The organism is Mesorhizobium sp. M0060 (assembly GCF_040323155.1).
GTDB lineage: Bacteria > Pseudomonadota > Alphaproteobacteria > Rhizobiales > Rhizobiaceae > Mesorhizobium.
This window is the reverse complement of the sequence record NZ_JAMYUP010000013.1, coordinates 86,710-105,666: the sequence shown is the minus strand read 5'-3', so window position 1 is coordinate 105,666 and position 18,957 is coordinate 86,710. Positions and strand designations below refer to the sequence as shown.

At 61.8% G+C, this 18,957-nt stretch carries 18 protein-coding genes; 8 read left to right on the top strand and 10 right to left on the bottom strand.

What is annotated here, in order from left to right; all coding sequences use genetic code 11:
• Positions 1-186: 186 nt before the first annotated feature.
• The 5 genes from NKJ94_RS15400 to NKJ94_RS15380 form a co-directional block, all read right to left on the bottom strand.
• Positions 187-432, bottom strand: a complete 246-nt coding sequence (locus tag NKJ94_RS15400) for a MoaD/ThiS family protein (protein WP_352526126.1) — start codon at positions 430-432, stop codon at positions 187-189.
• Complete coding sequence (locus NKJ94_RS15395) at positions 432-2,696, bottom strand: xanthine dehydrogenase family protein molybdopterin-binding subunit (protein ID WP_352526124.1); 2,265 nt, start codon at positions 2,694-2,696, stop codon at positions 432-434. The genes NKJ94_RS15400 and NKJ94_RS15395 overlap by 1 nt, the downstream gene beginning before the upstream one ends.
• Positions 2,693-3,175 (bottom strand): (2Fe-2S)-binding protein, encoded by a 483-nt coding sequence (locus NKJ94_RS15390; RefSeq protein ID WP_352526123.1) that lies wholly within the window; start codon positions 3,173-3,175, stop codon positions 2,693-2,695. Before NKJ94_RS15390 ends, NKJ94_RS15395 begins: the two co-directional genes overlap by 4 nt.
• Positions 3,175-4,035 carry an FAD binding domain-containing protein gene (locus NKJ94_RS15385; RefSeq protein ID WP_352526220.1) on the bottom strand — a complete coding sequence of 287 codons (861 nt, stop codon included), beginning with the start codon at positions 4,033-4,035 and terminating at the stop codon, positions 3,175-3,177. Before NKJ94_RS15385 ends, NKJ94_RS15390 begins: the two co-directional genes overlap by 1 nt.
• Before the next feature lie 420 nt (positions 4,036-4,455).
• Entirely contained in the window at positions 4,456-5,514 is a 1,059-nt protein-coding gene (locus NKJ94_RS15380; RefSeq protein WP_352526121.1) for a LacI family DNA-binding transcriptional regulator, read from the bottom strand.
• Positions 5,515-5,677: 163 nt separating this feature from the next.
• On the opposite strand from NKJ94_RS15380, the gene NKJ94_RS15375 reads away from it, so the two are divergent.
• The 8 genes from NKJ94_RS15375 to NKJ94_RS15340 all read left to right on the top strand — a co-directional run bounded on the left by NKJ94_RS15375 (position 5,678) and on the right by NKJ94_RS15340 (position 13,928).
• Complete coding sequence (locus NKJ94_RS15375) at positions 5,678-6,667, top strand: autoinducer 2 ABC transporter substrate-binding protein (RefSeq protein ID WP_352526119.1); 990 nt, start codon at positions 5,678-5,680, stop codon at positions 6,665-6,667.
• 88 nt (positions 6,668-6,755) lie between these two features.
• Positions 6,756-8,270 carry a sugar ABC transporter ATP-binding protein gene (locus tag NKJ94_RS15370; protein ID WP_352526118.1) on the top strand — a complete coding sequence of 505 codons (1,515 nt, stop codon included), beginning with the start codon at positions 6,756-6,758 and terminating at the stop codon, positions 8,268-8,270.
• Positions 8,263-9,264 (top strand): ABC transporter permease, encoded by a 1,002-nt coding sequence (locus NKJ94_RS15365; RefSeq protein WP_352526116.1) that lies wholly within the window; start codon positions 8,263-8,265, stop codon positions 9,262-9,264. The genes NKJ94_RS15370 and NKJ94_RS15365 overlap by 8 nt, the downstream gene beginning before the upstream one ends.
• Positions 9,261-10,256: an ABC transporter permease gene (locus NKJ94_RS15360; RefSeq protein ID WP_352526115.1), complete on the top strand. Its 996-nt coding sequence runs from the start codon at positions 9,261-9,263 to the stop codon at positions 10,254-10,256. The genes NKJ94_RS15365 and NKJ94_RS15360 overlap by 4 nt, the downstream gene beginning before the upstream one ends.
• A gap of 5 nt (positions 10,257-10,261) precedes the next feature.
• The gene (locus tag NKJ94_RS15355) at positions 10,262-11,110 is read left to right on the top strand and encodes a sugar phosphate isomerase/epimerase family protein (protein WP_352526114.1); all 849 of its coding nucleotides are present in this window, start codon (positions 10,262-10,264) and stop codon (positions 11,108-11,110) included.
• Between the two features lie 4 nt (positions 11,111-11,114).
• Complete coding sequence (locus tag NKJ94_RS15350) at positions 11,115-12,572, top strand: FGGY family carbohydrate kinase (RefSeq protein ID WP_352526113.1); 1,458 nt, start codon at positions 11,115-11,117, stop codon at positions 12,570-12,572.
• A complete protein-coding gene (locus NKJ94_RS15345) occupies positions 12,569-13,261 on the top strand; it encodes a class II aldolase/adducin family protein (RefSeq protein WP_352526111.1) in 693 nt (230 codons plus the stop codon). Before NKJ94_RS15350 ends, NKJ94_RS15345 begins: the two co-directional genes overlap by 4 nt.
• 412 nt (positions 13,262-13,673) lie before the next feature.
• Positions 13,674-13,928, top strand: a complete 255-nt coding sequence (locus NKJ94_RS15340) for a hypothetical protein (RefSeq protein ID WP_352526110.1) — start codon at positions 13,674-13,676, stop codon at positions 13,926-13,928.
• An 882-nt stretch (positions 13,929-14,810) separates the two neighbouring features.
• Here the strand turns inward: NKJ94_RS15340 and NKJ94_RS15335 are convergent.
• The 5 genes from NKJ94_RS15335 to NKJ94_RS15315 all read right to left on the bottom strand — a co-directional run bounded on the left by NKJ94_RS15335 (position 14,811) and on the right by NKJ94_RS15315 (position 18,939).
• Positions 14,811-15,083, bottom strand: coding sequence for a hypothetical protein (locus NKJ94_RS15335; protein WP_352526108.1), 273 nt, complete (start codon positions 15,081-15,083; stop codon positions 14,811-14,813).
• 1 nt (position 15,084) lies between these two features.
• A complete protein-coding gene (locus NKJ94_RS15330; protein WP_352526107.1) occupies positions 15,085-16,152 on the bottom strand; it encodes an ABC transporter ATP-binding protein in 1,068 nt (355 codons plus the stop codon).
• Positions 16,152-16,940, bottom strand: coding sequence for an ABC transporter permease (locus tag NKJ94_RS15325; RefSeq protein ID WP_352526106.1), 789 nt, complete (start codon positions 16,938-16,940; stop codon positions 16,152-16,154). Before NKJ94_RS15325 ends, NKJ94_RS15330 begins: the two co-directional genes overlap by 1 nt.
• Positions 16,940-17,809, bottom strand: a complete 870-nt coding sequence (locus NKJ94_RS15320) for an ABC transporter permease (RefSeq protein ID WP_352526104.1) — start codon at positions 17,807-17,809, stop codon at positions 16,940-16,942. Before NKJ94_RS15320 ends, NKJ94_RS15325 begins: the two co-directional genes overlap by 1 nt.
• Before the next feature lie 68 nt (positions 17,810-17,877).
• Positions 17,878-18,939, bottom strand: coding sequence for an ABC transporter substrate-binding protein (locus NKJ94_RS15315; protein WP_352526102.1), 1,062 nt, complete (start codon positions 18,937-18,939; stop codon positions 17,878-17,880).
• Positions 18,940-18,957: the final 18 nt, after the last annotated feature.

Genomic DNA, 18,957 nt, shown 5'->3' with positions numbered 1-18,957 from the left:
TCGAGCTGGCATGGAACGAGTTAGAGCGGACGTCAGCCGATGTCCGCTCTTCAGCAAAACAGCCATAGAAAGCTGCCTGGCTCACGACTTGAACTGGCTAGGATTTGTCGATGACGGCGGAGCCGTTTCTCGAGCCCCCGGACAGGCCAGGTCCTGGTCGTTGATGCTCGTGAAACAGTTGTCCAATTATCCCCCGGCAAGACGCGGCAGCAGGAAGATTTCAGCGCCTTTGGGCAATTCCTTCGACCAGGTGTCGCGGTAGATCGTCCCGTCGATGGCGACGGCGATGCCACGGTCAATCAAGGGCTCGAGGCCGGGATACTGCTCAGCGAGCTTCCTGAACAGCTCCCTTATGTCCTTGGCCTCTATCTCGACCTTGTTCTTGCCTCCGGCGGCCGCGCCAAGCGATCCCCAGAGCGTCACTTCGACCATCAGCCTCCCCGTTCCGCCTCGATCGCCGCCAGGATGCGCGGCGGCGACATCGGAATATGCGTCATCCGCACGCCCGCGGCGTTCGACACCGCATTGGCAATCGCCGCCAGCGGCGGCACGATCGAGGTCTCGCCGACGCCGCGCACCCCGTAAGGGTGGTTGGGGTTGGGGATCTCGAGGATCTGCGTGTCGATCATCGGCAGGTCCGAGCAGACCGGGATGCGGTAGTCGAGGAAGCCGGGGTTCTGAAGCCTCCCGTCCTTGCCGTAAATATACTCCTCGTTGAGCGCCCAGCCGATGCCTTGCGCGGCACCGCCCTGGTACTGTCCCTCCACATAGGTCGGGTGCACCGCCTTGCCGGCGTCCTGGACGACGGTGTAGCGCAGCACCCTCGTGGCGCCGGTCTCGGGATCGACCTCGATATCGCAGATATGGGTGGCGAATGAGACGCCCGCGCCGTCGGCGACGAGCTCGCTGTGGCCGGCGATCGGTCCGCCGGTCTTTCCCGACGCGCCCGCGATCTCCTTCAGCGACAGCTGCCCAAGATTGCCATGCTTCTCGCCTTTGGCAGTGGCGTGGCCCTTTTCCCAGACCACGTCGTCGACGGAAATGTCCCACATCTGCGCGGCGCGTTCCCGCAGGATCTTGATCGCGTTGCGGGCGGCCGAGATCGTCGCCATGGAGGACGAGAAGGTGCCCCGGCTTCCGTCCGTCATGTCGTTGTAACCGAGGCTGGAAGTATCGGCGACCACCGCCTTGACCTGCTCATAGGGGATGCCGAGTTCCTCCGCCGCCACCAGCGACAGCGAGGCGCGCGAGCCGCCGACGTCCACGGTTCCGACGGCAAGTGAGACCGAGCCGTCCATGCCGATGTTGAGGTCCGTGCAGGTCTGGCCGCCGAAGTTGAACCAGAAGCCGCAAGCCATGCCGCGGCCCTGGTTCTTGCCGAGTGGCGCCTTCATGTGCGGATGGCTCTTCACCGCCTCGAGCGTCGGGCCGATGCCGATCGGCCCGTACACCGGGCCGTAGGAGGATCTGGTGCCTTCCTGGGCGGCGTTCCTGATCCGGAACTCGACCGCGTCCATGCCGATCTCCTTGGCCAGCTCGTCGATCGCGCTTTCCACCGCGAAGGCCGCCATCGGCGCCGACGGCGCACGATAGGCCGCAGTCTTCGGCCGGTTGACCAGCACTTCGAAGCCGACCGTCTTGACGTTCTCGAGATTGTAGCAGGCAAACGCGGTCATGGCGCCGATCTCGGCCCACATGCCGGCATAGGGGCCGCAGGAATAGCGCAAGGTCGCCTCGGCGGCGGTGATCGTGCCGTCCTTGCGGGCGCCGATCCTGACGTCGATCGAGGTGGCACTTGTCGGCCCCGAGGCGCGGAACACCTCATCGCGCGTCATGACCAGCTTGACCGGCCGGCCGGCCTTGCGCGACAGCGCCAGCGCGACCGGCTCGGCCCAGACATGGGTCTTGCCGCCGAAGCCGCCGCCGATCTCCGACGAGGTGACGCGCAGCTTCGAGGCTTCCATGCCAAGCAGTTGCGCGCAGTGCTGGCGGTAGACGAAATGCCCCTGCGTGCAGACCCAGAGGTCGGCGGTGCCGTCGGAGCTGACATTGGCCACGCAGGCATGCGGCTCGATATAGCCCTGGTGCGTCTGCTCGGTCTTGAACGAGCGTTCGACGATGAAATCGGCATGGCCGAAGCCCTCATGGACATCGCCATGGCCGTACTGCGTGCGCTTGGTGACGTTGGACGGCTTGACGGGCTTTTCCTCTAGGCCCTCGGTGAAGATGGTGTCGTTGAGCACGGGGGCCGTGTGCTTCATCGCCTCGTCGACATCAGTCACATGCGGCAGTACCTCGTAGTCGACCTCGATCAGCTTCAGCGCCTGCCTGGCGGTGCGGGCGTCGACCGCGGCCACCGCGGCCACCGCATGGCCGTCATAGAGCGCCTTGTTGCGCGCCATGCAATTGTCGAGGATGTCGTACATGGCGGCATCGCCATCGGTGAGGTCGGGCAGGTCGGCCGCGGTGATCACCGCCTTCACGCCGGGAAGCTTCTCGGCCTTCGAGGTATCGATCTTCCTGATCGTCGCGTGCGCGTGCGGGCTTCTCAGAACACGCCCGACCAGCTGGCCGGCCATGTTGAAGTCCGCGCCGTAGCGGGCGCGGCCAGTCACCTTGTCGACGCCGTCCGGACGAATGGGTCGCGTGCCGACGGATGCGAAGTTGCGAGCCGAATAACGCGGGTCGAAATTCATCGTGATGCTCCCTTCATCACGCTGGCGGCGTCCTGAACGGCACGCACGATCTTGTCATAGCCGGTGCAGCGGCAGAGGTTTCCGGCGAGGCCGAAGCGGATTTCCTCCTCGGTCGGATCAGGGTTCTTGGCCAAAAGGTCCTTCGCCGCGATCAGGAAGCCCGGCGTGCAGATGCCGCATTGCAGCGCTGCGTGCTCGAGGAACTTCTGCTGAAGCGGATGCAGTTTGTCGCCATGCGCCATGCCCTCGATGGTCTCGACGCGCCGGCCTTCAGCCTCCGGGCCAAGCACCAGGCACGAGCACACCAGCCGGTCGTCGAGGATGATGCTGCACGCTCCGCAGTCGCCGGTGCCGCAGCCTTCCTTGGCGCCCGTCAGCCCGAGGCGGTCGCGCAGCACATCGAGCAGCGTCTCGTCCGGTTGGCAAAGGTACTCGACGTTGTCGCCGTTGATTGTCGTTGAGACTGCTACACCAGCCATCACTTGCCTCCTGCCCGTGCATAGGCGGTCGTGGCGGCCCGCTTGGCCAGCACACCCGCAACCTTCCTTCTGAATTCGACGGTCCCGCGCTTGTCGTCGATGGGACGGCAGGACCCCGAGCAGACCTTGGCGAGCCGCTCCAGGGTGGCTTGGTCCAGTTTCGTGCCGATGAGGACCTGGGCGGCCTCTTCGACCAGAAGCACCGTCGGCGCCACGGCGCCCAGCGCCACGCGGGCCGATTTGACGACACCTCTCTCATCGAGCGTCAAATTCACGCCGGCGCTGACCACCGCGATATCCATCTCCGTACGTGGAATAAAACGCAGATACGCATCGCCCGAGCCCGGTGGGCGCTTGTCGAGCAGGATCGCCTCGATGATTTCGCCTTTGGCCAAGGACGTCTTGCCTGGCCCGGTCGGCACGCTCTCCACGGGAATCGTTCGCCTACCCGCGGGCCCGACAACCGATGCCTTGGCACCGGCCGCCACCAACGCTGGCACGCTGTCGGCAGCCGGCGAGGCGTTGCAGAGATTGCCGACGATGGTGCAGCGTCCCTGCACCTGTTTCGAGCCGATCAGCTTGGCTGCTTCGACGACGCCGGGCCATGCCTTCTTCAGGGCAGCGCTCTCTCCCAAGACGGCGCAGGGGACTGCAGCACCTATGCTGAAACCCTCAGCTGTTTCCCTGATCTCGCTGAGCCCGCCGATCGCCTTGATGTCGACGATCAGGTCGGGTTCGATGAAGCCGCCCTTCATTCTCACCAGCAGGTCGCTGCCTCCGGCGAGAATCGCGGCCGTGCCGGCCGACCCGGCCAACAGGCCGACTGCATCTTCTATTGAATGCGGACGCTCGTAGCGCATCGTGTCTCCCTGGTCATCACGATTCAACGACCCGTTATAAAGCGTCCCCTCAGAATGGCCATCCGGTTCTGCATTGCGGCATCGAACCAGGCGCAGCAAAAATCCAGTACCAAATAATAGCACACCCGACGGCCTGACGGGGGCGGTTCCGGTGCTGGAGCCGACCGGTTCAGAGACACAGGTCTTTACCAGGCTCGGCGAGGACGCAATTGACGCCATATCCTAGGACCGGCTCGCAGTCCGACCGGGTCAAGAGGTGAGGTTGCGGATCGATCCGCGCCGTGGCCACATCTTTGACAGGCAAAGTGGCGCACGCATATGCGGAGTGAAACCGCGGCTGACTTCCATAATGCCGCGGCACGTGTCGCTCCCGTGACACGTGGATGAGGGGAGCAATGTAACGACCGGCTCTCAGGCGCTTCAAGCTATATCCTTCAAAGTGTCCAGCGGCCCTTTCAGGGCAGACCTGGGTTGGATCAACTCTGGCGCAATCAGAAAAGTTTGCGGCGCCGTCGGCGGTTCATCGATCAGCTGGAACGCCTTGGCAATCATCGCCTCAACATTCTGCCGCACCATGAGTACAGGGAAGGGCAGGAAGGAGCCGAATGGGTCATAGTCGTAGCAACCGACGACAAGCTCACTAAACATCTCCGCCGGCCGGCCCGCCATGAAACGCAGCAGACCTTCCATATTGATCGACGAATTGATGAACAGAGCGCGCGGCAGCTTGCCATGGCGTTGGCAAAACGCCTCGAAGGCCCGCAATGTTATGTCGGGCGAATAGCCGGAGGACTGTACACCGTCATCAGGGTCGTCGCCCAACAGGGCCTTTTTTGTCGCGTGGAAGGCGGCGATGCGTTCGCGGCTGGCGTGGTCGTTGCGGCCGCCAAAAAGAAACAGCTCGTCCGGCCGCAGAGGGTCATCATTGCCGAAGTGGCGGATGATTGCCTCCGTCAACATCCGCGCGCCCTCATAGTTGTCGCTGATCACCGAATGCGCCTTTGCTCCCGGTAGGTCGATATTGATATGCCTTAGTCCCGCCGACTCGCAGACCTCGTGCACGCCGTCCGGATCGGTGGCGCCGACTATGAAGAGCTGGTCGATTGAATAGGAGATCAGCGTCTCCGCGGTCCGCCGTTCCTCTTCCGGATCGCGGCTGGCACTGACCACGACCGGGCATTGACCGCGGCTGCGCACATGTCCCTCAAATGTCTGCGCCATGGAGGAGAAGTAGCGATTGTCGTGGACGGGCAGCATCAGGCCGACCAGGCCCGATCGTGAGCGTCGCAAACCCCGCGCCTGGAGGTTGGTGGTGTATTGATGGCGTTCGGCGAGGCCGAGAATTGCTTGCGCTGTGCTTTCCTTGATGCGGCGCTTGCGCCAAGTGCCGTTCAGCACGGCACTCACGGTCGACGGCGAACTGCCCGACAGCACCGACAGGTCATAGATCGTCGCCTTCTTCTTGACCTGCTGATCCATTTGAGCTCCTCCGGAGCGTCTCTTTAGAGCAATATCGCGTTAGAGCAATATCCCGCTTGACGAGTGCGTCTTCCTGCATAATAGTTGGTGCACCATCGATTGTGCAACCACAAATCGGCGGATCGACTGTGTTCCCGTCGGGAACGTTATGGGAGGAGTACAAATGAAAAAGCTCATGATCGCGGCACTCGCCGCGACCTTTATGCTTGGCGGCTCATTCGCTGCGATGGCACAGCAGGCCGGTAAGGTCGGCGTCGTCGTTAAGATCGGCGGCATTCCCTGGTTCAACGCAATGGAGGCGGGCATCAAGGAGCGCGGCCAAAAGCTAGGGGTCGACGCATTCATGGTTGGCCCGACCAGTGCCGATCCGGCACTGCAAGTTCGCGCCATCGAGGATCTGATCGCACAGGGCGTCAAGGTCATAGGCGTCGTGCCGAATGATGCGAAAGTGCTTGAACCTGTCCTGCAGAAGGCGAAGGACGCCGGCATCATCGTCATCACGCATGAATCGCCTGGCCAGAAGGGCGCCGACTGGGATTTCGAACTCGCGTCCGCGACCGGCTTCGGCGAGGCTCACGCCAAGCTCTTGGCGGACAAGATGGGCGGCAAGGGTGAGTATGCAGTCTTCGTCGGCTCGCTGACGGTGCCGCTGCACAATGCCTGGGCCGATGCAGCGATCGCGTATCTGAAGAAGAACCATCCGGACATGAAGCTTGTCGGCGATCGTTATGGGGTCGCCGAGGACGTGGACAAGAGCCGCAGCACTGCGCTTGACCTGATCTCCGCCAATCCCGGCTTGAAAGGCTTCCTTGCCTTCGGCAGCCAAGGCCCGATCGGCGCTGGCCGCGCAATCGAAGAGCGCCGGAAGGTGGGCGAGATATTCGTGCTCGGTCCATTCTCGCCAGGCCAGGGCCAGAAGCTCATCAAGAGCGACGCGATCTCCGGCGGCTTCATGTGGAATCCGAAGCAGGCGGGTGAGGTTTTCGTCACGTTGGCTGACCATCTCATGAAGGGCAACAAGATCAAGGATGGCGATACGATCGAAGGGCTAGGGACAGTCAAGCCGGACTTCGAAAACCATAACATCATCGTCGATCAGCTGGTCCCAATCAACAAGGATACTGTTGACGGTCTCGCGGCGATGGGCCTGTAAAGCCTGCCAAGGCTACGGCAGCCGGGCTGGCCTCGAGCCGGCCCGGCTGAAGATGTGTCAACGCGATTGGATCCAGGGTTTCAACTCGATGGCTGATCAGGCACTCGATGGCGCCGCGTCACGGCCGCTGCTGTCGCTCCGCAATGTCAACATGACGTTTGGCGGCGTGAAGGCCCTGAAGAATGTCAGCTTTGAGGTTCTGCCGGGCGAGGTGCATTGCCTCGCCGGCGAGAACGGCTCCGGCAAGAGCACGCTGATCAAGGTCGTTACAGGCGTGTACAAGCCCGAGGCTGGCGCCGAGATCGACTATAACGGCCAGAGCTACACCCATATGTCGCCGGTAACGGCGCAGGCCGGCGGAATTCAGGTCATCTGGCAGGACCTCGCCCTGTTTCCCGAGATGACCGTCGCCGAGAACATAGCCTTCCAGACTGTCATCGGCCGCTGGCCGCGGCTGGTGAACTATGCCGAAATGCGCCGTGTCGCGACCAACGCCTTGAAACGTCTTGGTGTTACCCTCGATGTCGATCTCGCGCTCCACCATTTTCCCATCGCACAGCGGCAGATCGTAGCTATCGCGCGCGCGCTCGTCGGCGAGGCGAAGCTCGTCTTCATGGACGAGCCGACGGCCTCGCTCACCCAATCTGAAACCGACTATCTGCTGGACATTGTGCGCAATCTGTCGGCGTCGGGCGTTGCCGTTGTGTTCGTCAGTCACCGCCTGGCGGAGGTTCTCGAAATCTCCAGCCGTGTGACCGTGCTGCGCGATGGCGCCCTGGTTGGCGTCTATCCGACCAAGGGTCTGACCCAATCGCGCATCACCGAGCTGATGACCGGCAAGACCTTCGACTATTCCGTCCTGCATCGCGATTTGAGCAGGAGCCCGGTTATGCTTGAGGTTAAGGGGCTGTCGCGGCCCGGCGAATTCGAGGATGTGTCATTGACGGTACGGCGCGGCGAGACGCTCGGCATCACCGGGTTGCTCGGGGCAGGGCGCACCGAGCTGGCGTTGACGTTGTTTGGCATGCGCAAGCCCAGATCGGGCTCTGTTGTCCTGGATGGCAAACCGGTTCGCTTCGGTTCCAACCGTGACGCGATCGCCGCCGGCGTCGCCTATCTTTCGGAAGACCGGCTGTCGCTCGGCCTCATTCAGCCCCAGGCAATCGCCGACAACATGGTCATCGCCTCGCTAGACAAGATCCTTTCGGCCGGTTTCATTTCGAGCGATCGCAAACGATCTCTGGTCAACGATTGGATAAGGGATCTCGGCGTCAAGATCGGAAAGCAGGAGGACGCGATCTCGACCCTGTCGGGGGGAAATCAGCAACGCATCGCCATTGCAAAATGGCTGGCGACCGATCCGAAACTGCTAATCCTCGACGGACCGACCGTCGGTGTTGATGTCGGCGCGCGCGCCGGCATTTTCGATATCGTTTCCAAGCTGGCGGACAGCGGCCTGGCCATTATCCTGATCTCGGACGAGGTGCCCGAAGTCTATTTCAACGCGGACCGTGTGCTGCACATGGCTCAGGGGCGCATTGTCGGCGAATATGTGCCGGGCGCTACGACCCTCAGGGCGATCGAAGAGGCGGTCTATGCGTAGGTTTGTCCGCTCCCACGCAACGGAACTGGCTTTGCTCGCCGTTATCGCGGTGATCTGCGTCTTCCTCTCGTTTGCGACGGACCGGTTCTTCACCCTCGGCAATGCATTTGACCTTCTGAACACCAGTTCGGTCAACATCATCTTCGCCGTCGGCCTGCTCGTCGTGCTGATTGCCGGCGGCATTGACATCTCGTTCGCGGTTGCTGCCTCCGTCGTGCAATATCTGACGGCGACCGTCCTTGGCTGGATCGGCGGCGGGAACTGGATTTTCGGCCTCATCATCGCTGGCGCATTGGGCGTCGCGTTGGGCTGCACTAACGCTTTCCTGATCCACAGGTTCAGGATCATCTCGATCGTCGCCACGATTTCGACCTTCAACATTTTCTTCGGCCTGCTGATGTTCTTCACAGGCGGCGTGTCGATCTACAATCTGCCGGACTGGCTCACCACCCGCGTGGTGCTGTTCGAGCGAGAGATGGCTGACGGCACCTGGGCGGAGATCACGCTACCTGTGCTTATTATGGCCGTATGCGTGTTCGCTACCTGGGCGTTGATCACGCGCACCACCACCGGTCGCCAACTCTACGCTTTTGGCGACAATCCGGAAGGCGCGCGCCGCTTCGGCATCAATATCGGTGCCATGCAATTTATCGCCTTCGGCTGGCTTGGCCTGATGGCGGGCATCGCCGGTCTCGTCCAAGCGCATTACGCGCAGGAAGTGGTGCCGAACGCCCTTTATGGGCGCGAACTCGACGTCCTGGCGGCCGTAGTCCTTGGCGGTGCGCGGCTTGGCGGCGGCAAAGGCAGCGTGCTCGGCTGCATCCTGGGCGTTCTGTTGGTCTCGATCACCCAGAACGGACTTAATTTGATGGGCGTGTCGCCTTTCGCATTCAAGATGATCGTCGGCATCATCATCCTTGCCGCCATCACCCTGTCGAACACCAGCATCGAACGCCTGCTGCCGCTCCTGAAAAGCCGGCGGGTGCCTTCATGACGGTTGTGATTGAACGCGCCCGCAAGTCGCTCGGCCCCGAACTGGCAGGTCCACTTGCCGCGTTCATGGTGGTCATGGTCGTGTTCGGCATCGCCGCGCCGAACTTCCTTTCCCGTGCTACCTTTGGATCCGTCGCCTTCCAGCTGCCGGAGCTCGGCCTCCTCACGCTCGCCATGCTGCTGCCGATCCTGACCGGCGGCCTGAACCTGGCCATCACCTTCACGGCCAACATGGCCGGGCTGACGTTAGCTTGGGTGCTGCAAAGCCAGGGAGGCGTCGACGCGAGCATCGGCGCTTTTGTCCTTGGCTCGGTCCTTGCCATCGCGGTCGGAGCACTAAGTGGGCTGATCATGGGGCTGGTTATCGCCTACACCAAGGCTCACCCGATCCTGGTCTCGCTGTCGATGATGATCTTCCTGCGCGGTCTCGGGGAATTCCTGACGCGCGGCGGCGACGTGTCCGGCTTTCCCGGCTTCCTGGCGCCGATCGGGTACGGTTCGATGTTTGGCATCCCGGTGCCGTTGCTCATTTTCATCGCTTGCGTGCTGATCTGGCACGTCCTGCTGACCCGCATGAAGCTGGGCTTCAACACCTACATGATCGGCTCCAACATCGAGGCCACGCGCTACTCCGGCATCAATACGCGCAGGGTGCAGGTTCTGGTCTACACATTGTCCGGCGCAATGTGCGCGGTCGCCGGCATCATCATGCTGGCGCGCTTCAATTCGGTGCGTGTCGGCCACGGCGAGTCTTACCTGCTGATCACCGTGCTGGCCTGCTTTCTTGGCGGGGTCAATCCGTTCGGCGGCTTCGGTCGGGTGATCCCTGTCTTCGTCGCGCTGGTGGTGCTCCAGCTTCTGTCCTCGGGACTCAATTTGATGGGCGCAAACCAGCACCTTGCGACGGCGGTCTGGGGCATTTTGCTGATCACGGTGATGATCCTGCGCTGGCTTGCCGGGCGCCTCAAATTCCTAAACACAAACAAAGGGTGAGTTAGATGCATGGTTTTGGGGTCCACACCTCGATGTGGACGATGAACTGGGACCGGGCCGGCGCGGAGAAGGCGATCGCGGCTTCCGTCAAATACGGCATGGATTTTGTCGAGATTGCGCTTCTGAACGCGCCGGCGGTCGATGCCGCGCATACACGCGCCTTGCTCGAACAGCACAATCTTCCTGCCGTTTGCTCCCTTGGCCTGCCGGAGCGGGCCTGGGCCTCGGTGCGGCCGGATGCCGCCATCGAACATCTCGAAGTGGCCATCGACAAGACTGCGGAGATGGGCGCGCTGGCGCTTTCCGGCGTGATTTTCGGCGGTATCGGCGAACGGACCGGCGTGCCACCCACCGAGAAGGAATACGACAACATCGCGCATGTGCTGACCGTCGCCGCCAAGCACGCCAAGAAGCGCGGCATAGAGCTCGGAATCGAGGCGGTGAACCGCTACGAGAACCATTTGATAAATACCGGCGCGCAGGCCGTCTGGATGCTCGAGAAAGTCGGCGCCGACAACATCTTTGTTCATCTCGACACCTACCACATGAACATCGAGGAGAAGGGGGCCGCCAATGGCATTCTGGCCGCCCGCGATCACCTGAAGTATATCCACTTGTCTGAGAGCGATCGCGGCACGCCAGGCACCGGCAACTGTCCCTGGGACGAGATCTACGCAACGCTCGCGGCGATAGGCTTCAAGGGCGGACTTGCCATGGAAAGCTTCATCAACATGCCGCCGGAAGTCTCCTACGGTCTCTCAGTCTGGCGGCCAGTCGCGAAGGACGAGGCCGAAGTGATGGGCAATGGCTTGCCGTTCCTGCGCAACAAGGCTCGCCAATACGGTCTGATCTGACACAATGGATGACGGGCAGAAGGCGGACGCCGCGAGGATCGCTGTCTTCGACATCGGCAAGACCAACATAAAGCTCTCCGCGATGACGTTCGACGGCATGCTCGCGGAGAGCCTCTCTGTCCGCAACGAGGTGCGGCCCGGTCCACCTTGGCGGCAGCACGATCTCAAGGGCATTAGCGACTGGCTGTTCGGCTCGCTCGCCACTTTGTGCCGACACCATCCGCTGGAAAAGGTGGTCGCCACCGGACACGGCTCCGCGGGGGTTCTGGTGAACGCAGATCCCGACGACACTTCCGCTCTGCCGATGATTGACTATGAGCAGGACCTGCCGCCTGCAATTCGCGATGGCTACGCGCCGCTTTCGGGCGATTTCTTCGATCGCGGCAGCACAATCATGCTGAAGGCGGCCCATCAGGCGCGCCAGCTGTACTGGATGCAGCAGGTTTGTCCGGAGTGTGTCGCTCAGGCTCGTTGGTATCTGGGCTTGCCCCAATATTGGGCTTGGCGGCTGTCGGGCGTCCCATCGGCCGAAACGACGATCCTCTCGGCGCAATCACATCTATGGAACAATGTGCGCAAGGAGTGGACGCCCATTGTGGCGGGGCAGGGCTGGAGGCACCTCATGCCACCATTCCATCAGGCTTGGGAGACGTTGGGGCCAATCCGGCCGGATCTAGCGCGCCGGTACGGCATACCGGAAAAGCTGTCTGTCCTGACCGGCGGCCACGACAGCAGCCTGAATCTCTACCGCTATCAGGCGGCAGGCATGCGCGATGCCTGCGTGATCTCTACCGGAACCTGGATTGTCGGAATGTGCGCGGCGACACCTCTCGACCAGCTCGATGAAAATCGTGCAATGGTGCTGAACAGCGACGTGACAGGACGCCCGGTCGGCGGCGTTTTGACCATGGGCGGACGAGAGTTCAGTCATGTGGCAGGGCAGGGACAAGAAGGAAATGCGGCCGACGCCGCGCTGGTCGGTTTGTTGATTGAGCGGGGCACCTTTGCATTGCCGTCTTTCGGCGACGATGACGGCCTCTTTCCTGGCAGCGCTGGGCGCGGCCGGTTTGAAGGGCCACCTGCAGAAACCCCTGCGGAGCGCAAGGCGCTCGCGGTGCTGTATGCCGCGCTGCTGACGGCGGAATGTATCAAAGCGCTGAACGAAAACGGGCTGGTTGCCTTGGATGGTACCTTCCTGCGGGACCCGCTCTACGCCACGCTGGTTGCCGCGCTGCGGCCAAACGCCGAAACGGTCTACAACCTCGACTCCTATGGCACGGCCTCGGGTGCGGCGTTACTTGGCGAACACGAAGCTCGTCACACGCCGGCTCCGATCGCGCTCAGCCTGCCGGCCGCCTTTGCCGGCGATCGTGAGGCGCTCGCGGTCTATGCGCAGCGGTGGCGCGAATTGGCGAAGCGAAACAACTTCTACAGGGCAACCAGCAAAAGGAACGATCTATGACTGATGACAGCGCTGTGCGCCGCGAGATGGTGGATGTTTGCCGTCGGATGAATTCCAGCGGTATCAACCAGGGCAATGCCGGCAACCTGTCGGTGCGCTCCCGCGACGGTTTCCTGATCACGCCCTCATCGCTACCCTACGAAACGATGACGCCCGAAGACATCGTCGAGATGGGCTTTGACGGCACCTATGCCGGCCGACGGCCCTCCTCGGAGTGGCGCTTCCACCGTGACATTTTGAGGGAGCGACAGGAGATCAATGTGGTGCTGCATTGTCACTCACTCTATGCCACGACGCTGGCCTGCCATCATAAGACGATCCCGAGCTTCCACTATATGACAGGAGTGGCGGGCGGTACGACCATCCGCTGCGCGGGTTACGCAACCTTCGGCACGCAGGCCTTGTCCGACAATGCCTTGGTTGCACTCAAAGATCGCCTCGCCTGCCTGCTCGGCCAGCACGGGCAGATTTCGCTCGGCAAGACACTAGAAGCGGCGTTGTGGCTGGCGAACGAGGTCGAAACCCTGTCTCGCATGTATGTCCAGGCACTTACGCTTGGCGAGCCGCCGGTCCTTTCCAACGAGGAGATGGCGCGGGTGATCGAGCAAATGCGGAAGATGAGCTATGGCCAAGCGCCGGATGCAGAGGGGACGAACGATTTGGCGAGGCCGCGCGGCGCTGCGACCTAGCACTAGTTTGGCAGGCGGCGTGGCACCAAAGGCTCCTTTTCGACGAGCCGCTGTCGTACGACATACCTTGCCTAGACACAGGTTGTGAAAACGCGTGATAAGGTCGGCCTGCGCTAGACTCAAAGATGGCCCGGGGCACCAGAAGATGGCACACCGAATGTGCAACGCAATGCTTGGCTTCGCGGCGCTTGCTTTAGCCGCGTGCCAATCGGCTCCTGAAACGCCGCAACCCGCCACTCTCGAACCTGCGTTAGAACCTGATAGAATTCCTTCACAACCTGCCTTGGATCCTGCCGCTGTTCCTTCCGGCTCAGCAATCTTGGATCAATCCGTGACAGTCACTCCCCCTGGCAAGGGCGTTCCCACAAAGTATGCTGCTTTTTCGGGTCTATGGGCCGGACGATTGGACGGGATGTATGACGCCAAACTTGCTGTTCAGACGATTTCTTCCAATGGGAAGGTGACGGTCACCTATGCGTGGGGAAATCTGGGCGACAACTATCCGGGAGAGGCCGCCGGCGCTGGAAGAATTGTAGGGAGCACGTTGATGCTCGAGCGCCTACCGAATGGCGCGGACGTCAGTTTTGTCATGCGGCCCGACGGAGCCCTGGCCGGAACCGTTACGCTTGCCGGCCAGACCTACACGGGCGCGTTCCTCAAGCAATGATCAAAGACGCATCTGAAGGGCTATGCAGAGGGCCAGGCGACCGTTCCATATTGCGGTTGCCTGTTGTTACCGGAGTGGAGGGCCGTGCAAGGCCCAAACTGGTCGTCTACGACACTGGCGGACATCTTCTGGTTGGACAGCAGCAGGATGTTCGCATCGCAGTTCGCAGGTTCCTATAGCTGGCGCCGGCCTCATCTCGTCATCCGACAGACCAAGACAGTGATACAACATCCGCTTGGGGCAGTACCGCCTCACAGATCGTTCGTTGCTGTCGCCGATCGAAGGAACAATCGCAGGGGGAGGGGCAGCGCATCACGCCGGCGCTCGCCTTCGTAGCCGCTTGTGAGCTAAAAGATTGATATGATCCCAGGACTAACCGTTTCGTAGCCTAGGCGCGGCTCCGATTTGTCTTTCGGGACTGCGCTGGAGACAGTTCCGGTTGAACGGCAATCCAACTCTGTTTCCCTCTTTTTCTTGACCGTGCCTGACAGGTCGGGGCAGGCTGACGTTACTTCTGTTCTGACCACCATCTTCTTCTCGTGCGCAACGGTGGCGGTGGATCCGGCAATCACAAGTGCCGCACAAATAATCGTCCATCTCATTGGATTTCCCCCTTAGAGCGCGCCGCAAAAAATGTGGTCGACTGTCTTCAGACAGCGGCGGAGTCAGTACTTGCGCTTGGCCGGTCGATGCGGCTTCCGGCTTGATACGATTGTAACTACATTAGCTACAGCGCAAGTAATCATTTCGGACTAAGGAACGGGCTCACGCGCCTACCACCTTGAAAGCCCTTCGATGGAAAGCGGCTGAGCTGCCGGCGAAAAGGGGGGCGTTTCAGCCTTTTGCGTCATGCTCCGCTAAGGGGGCCGACGGTGCCAAGACCTATAACGCCATAGAGGGCTCGGAAGGCCCATCGGCGCCGTCGATCTGCCGCGCTGAGGTCGAGCCGTGCATGAATGCGCCGAGGATGCTGCGCCGCATGCCGGCAATGCCGTGGCCGAGGAACCAGAGCCGGTAAAGAACGGAAGGCATGCCCATGGTCACCACGACAAGCGAGAGGAGCGGCCGCGAAGCAGCGTCTTGGTAAAATCCGCCACCCTTGTTCGGATAGGCCACCGCGGCCACGCCGACGACAAAATCGACGGTGATTGCCAATCTAACCCGCCGCGATCAGGACCGTGCTTTCTGGCGACCAGCTCAGCACGACGTCCTGACCTTCCGCCAGCCTGCCAGCGCCGGTGTTCTGCACAATCACCTTGAGCGTCTGGCCGGCACGCTCGACAAAGTAAGTGTTGCTATTTCCGGCGAAGATGCGTTTGGACACTTGCCCTCGCAGCACATTCGTATTGGCCGCATCCGGAGCCTCGGCATCAATGAAGATGCGGAGGCGTTCGGGCCGCACGGCGCAGCTTGCCTTGGCGCCAGCGGCAAGCTTGGCACCCGCGCCGGCGGCAATCGCTGTGCCGTCCGGCAGGCGGATGCCGTTGCCCGTGCTGTCGCCGCGAAGGATGTTGGCGTCGCCCAGGAAGGTGGCGGCAAACTCGCTCTTCGGCCGATCGTAGATCTCCTCGGGCGGGCCTTCCTGCACCAGCTTGCCATCGCGCAGAATGCCGATGCGGTCGCTCATCGTCAGCGCTTCTTCCTGGTCGTGGGTGACGAAGATGGTGGTGATGCCGATCTCGCGCTGGATGCGCTTGAGCTCGATCTGCATGTCGACGCGCAGCGCCTTGTCCAGCGCGCCGAGTGGCTCGTCAAGCAACAGCACGCGCGGCCGGATGACGATCGCGCGAGCGAGCGCAACCCGTTGGCGCTGGCCGCCGGACAGCTGGTGCGGCCGGCGGCCGCCGAGCCTGCCGAGTTGCACGAGGTCGAGTGCGCGCTGTACCTCGCTGGCAATCACCGCCTTGGGCTCGCCGCGCACCGCCAGGCCGAAGGCGACATTGCCGGCAACGCTCATATTGGGAAACAGCGCGTAGTTCTGGAACACCATGCCGATGCGCCGTTTTTCGACCGGCACCCGCTCGACGCTCTCACCACCTATGGTGATGCGGCCGGAATCGGGAAAGTCGAAGCCGGCGATTTGTCGCAGCAGCGTGGTCTTGCCGCTGCCTGACGGCCCGAGCAGGGCGTAGAAGCCGCCATCGGCGAAATCGATGGAGACATCGTCCAGCGCCTTATGGGCACCGAAAGCGCGCGACACGTTCGCTACTTGGACGCCGGCCATTACATCTCTCCGCCGAATTTGAAGAAGCGCGCCGTCAGCAGCATCAGTGCCATCGACACGACAATGATGATCGTCGAGACCGCATTGATCTCGGGTGTGAATCCCTTGCGGATCGCGGCGTAGATTTCGACCGGCAGCGTCGTCTGGCCGGGCGTCGACAGGAAGTAGGATACGACGAACTGGTCGAAGGACACGGCGAAGGCGAACAGCCCGCCGGCAATGACGCCCGGCATGATCCAGGGCAGCGTGACGCGGTTCGTCACCTGCCATTGATTGGCGCCGAGCGAGCGCGCCGCCTCTTCCAACTCGGGCGCGAAGGTCTGCAGTCGGGCCGACACGACGACAATGACATAGGGCAGCGCAAGCGCGACGTGGCCGAGCAGGATGGCAAACAGGCCGCGCCCAATGCCGATGCCGAAGAAGAAGATCAACATCGCCGTGCCGGTTATCAGCCACGGAATGGCGATTGGCGGAAACAGCAGCGCCTGCAGGAATTTCTTGCCGCGAAACTCATAGCGGTAGAGCGCAAGTGACGCCGCCGAGCCAAGCACGACGCAGATGACGGTAGTGATAACTGCGATTTCGACGCTATTCCAAGTGGCTGAGATAAGCTGGTCGTTCTGCCACAGCGAGGCATACCATTCCGTCGTCCATTCGAATGGCAGCTGGTAGAAGGGCGAAACGTTGAAAGACATCAGCGCCATGATGATGATGGGCACATAGAGGAAGGCGAGCAATAGCCAGATGTAGAGGCGGCCGAGCCATTCGAGAACACGTGTCGTCGCCATCAGGTAGCCCTCCGCAGCACCGGCGAGGCAACCGCCAGGATGACCAGCACGACGGCCAACAGGATAAAGGAGAGCGCAGCACCCAGCGGCCAGTTGAACACGGCGACGAACTGGTCCTCGATGACAGTGCCGTAAAAGGTGCCGGTGCGGCCGCCGAGGACGCGCGGTTCCATGAACGAACCAACGACCGGGACGAAGATGAGCGCTGCGCCCGCCACCAGCCCCGGCATCGACAGCGGAATGATGACCCGATTCAGCACCTGCAGCCGCGAGGCGCCGAGCGAGCGCCCGGCCTCTATCAGCGAGTCATCGATGGCCTGCAGGGTTAGGTAGCAGGTCAGCACCATGTAAGGCACGTAGGAGTGCACCAGCCCGATGATGACGGCCGGATAGGAATACATCAGGTCGATGTTGATCTTGAACGGCAGCACGGCGTTGAGCGCGGTGTCGAGAATGCCTCCTTCACGCAGCACCATCGCCCAGGAGAAGATGCGCACCAGCCCGTTCGACCAGAACGGCAGGATGACGAGAAGGAAAATCGCCTCTCGGCTGCGGCCTTTCAGCACCTTGGCCAGCACATAAGCGGCGGGATAACCGATGACGATGCACCACAGCGTCACCTCGAGGCCGAGGCGCAGCGAGGCCACAAGCAATGTCAGATAAAGGCTTTGTGAAAAGAAGGCGGCATAGTTTTCGAGCGTGAACGCCCACGGCTTTCCCGACAGCGGCAGGTCGGTCATGAAGGAGAAGAAGACCATGGCTGAGAGCGGCAGGAAGATCGCAACCGTCAGCCAGAGATAGGCAGGCGCCAGCAGCGGCAAGGCCGATCTCAATCCGCTGCGCGACGCGGCTGCAACCTGTGCTGCCATGACATCCTCCTCCCAGGATAGGGAAGGATCAGCCGACATGGATGGTCGGCTGATCCCGGCTTCTGCTGTTACTTCACGTCGACCTTGAGCTGCTGCCAGAGCGACAGATAGGCTTCGCGCTGGGCGTCTGTGATCGGTGCCTGGAACTGAATGCGCTTGGCGACTGCCGGGTCACCCATCACCTTGCGGTTGAACGCATCCCCGGGAAGTGCTTCTACAGCCTTGGTGTTGGCGGATACCGGGGCTCCGACCTTGGTGACCCATTCGACATAGAACTTCGGGTCGATCATGTAGTTGATGAAGGCCTCGGCGCCGGCGACATTCTTGGAACCGACCGGAATGGAGAAGGCGTCGAGCCAGGCGACAGCGCCCTCCTGCGGGATCACGAGCGAGACCGGCAGCTTGAAATGGGTCTTGGCGCGGTCGGCCGAGCCGCTCCAATAGGTGCCGATGTCGATCTGGTTAGAGGCAGCCATCTGGTTCCAGTCGTTCTCCGAGCTCCAGAACGTCTTGATCTGCGGCATCAGCGAGGTGAGCTTCGCCTTGACCGCCTCCATATCCTTGATGTCGTTGATGTTCTGGCCGGTGGCAATGGCGCCGAACTGAACCGCCTCGACGGCATCATCACGGATGGTGACGCGGCCCTTGTGCGCGGGATCCCACATTTCGGCGATGCTCGTCGGCGGCTTGTCGAAGGATTTTTCGTTGATGGCGAGCGCCGTCAGCCCCCAGACCCACGGCACGCCATAGACCTTGCCGTCATGGACGAGCATCGGCGATCCGGCCTTGTCCTTGCTGATGTCGGCAAAGTTCGGCAGCTTGGACGTGTCGATCGGCTGGATCAGCTTTTCCGCCATCGCCTGGTCGTTGAAGGCGGCGTTGATCATGACAACGTCGTAAAGGCCGGGATTGGTCCTGAGCTTGGTCAGCATCTCCTGTTCGGAATTGAAGAAGTCGTTGACGACCTTGTTGCCGGTCGCCTTCTCGAAGGCTTCGATGGCCCACGGCTCGTCGGCGCCGTAGCCCTTCCAGTTGAGTACGTGCACCTCGTCGGCCTTGGCGGCAAATGCGAGTGCGGAGGTGAAGACGGCAGTCGCCGTCAGCAGGGCAGTCAAGTCGGGCATGCGCATGTTCGTTCCTCTCTGTGT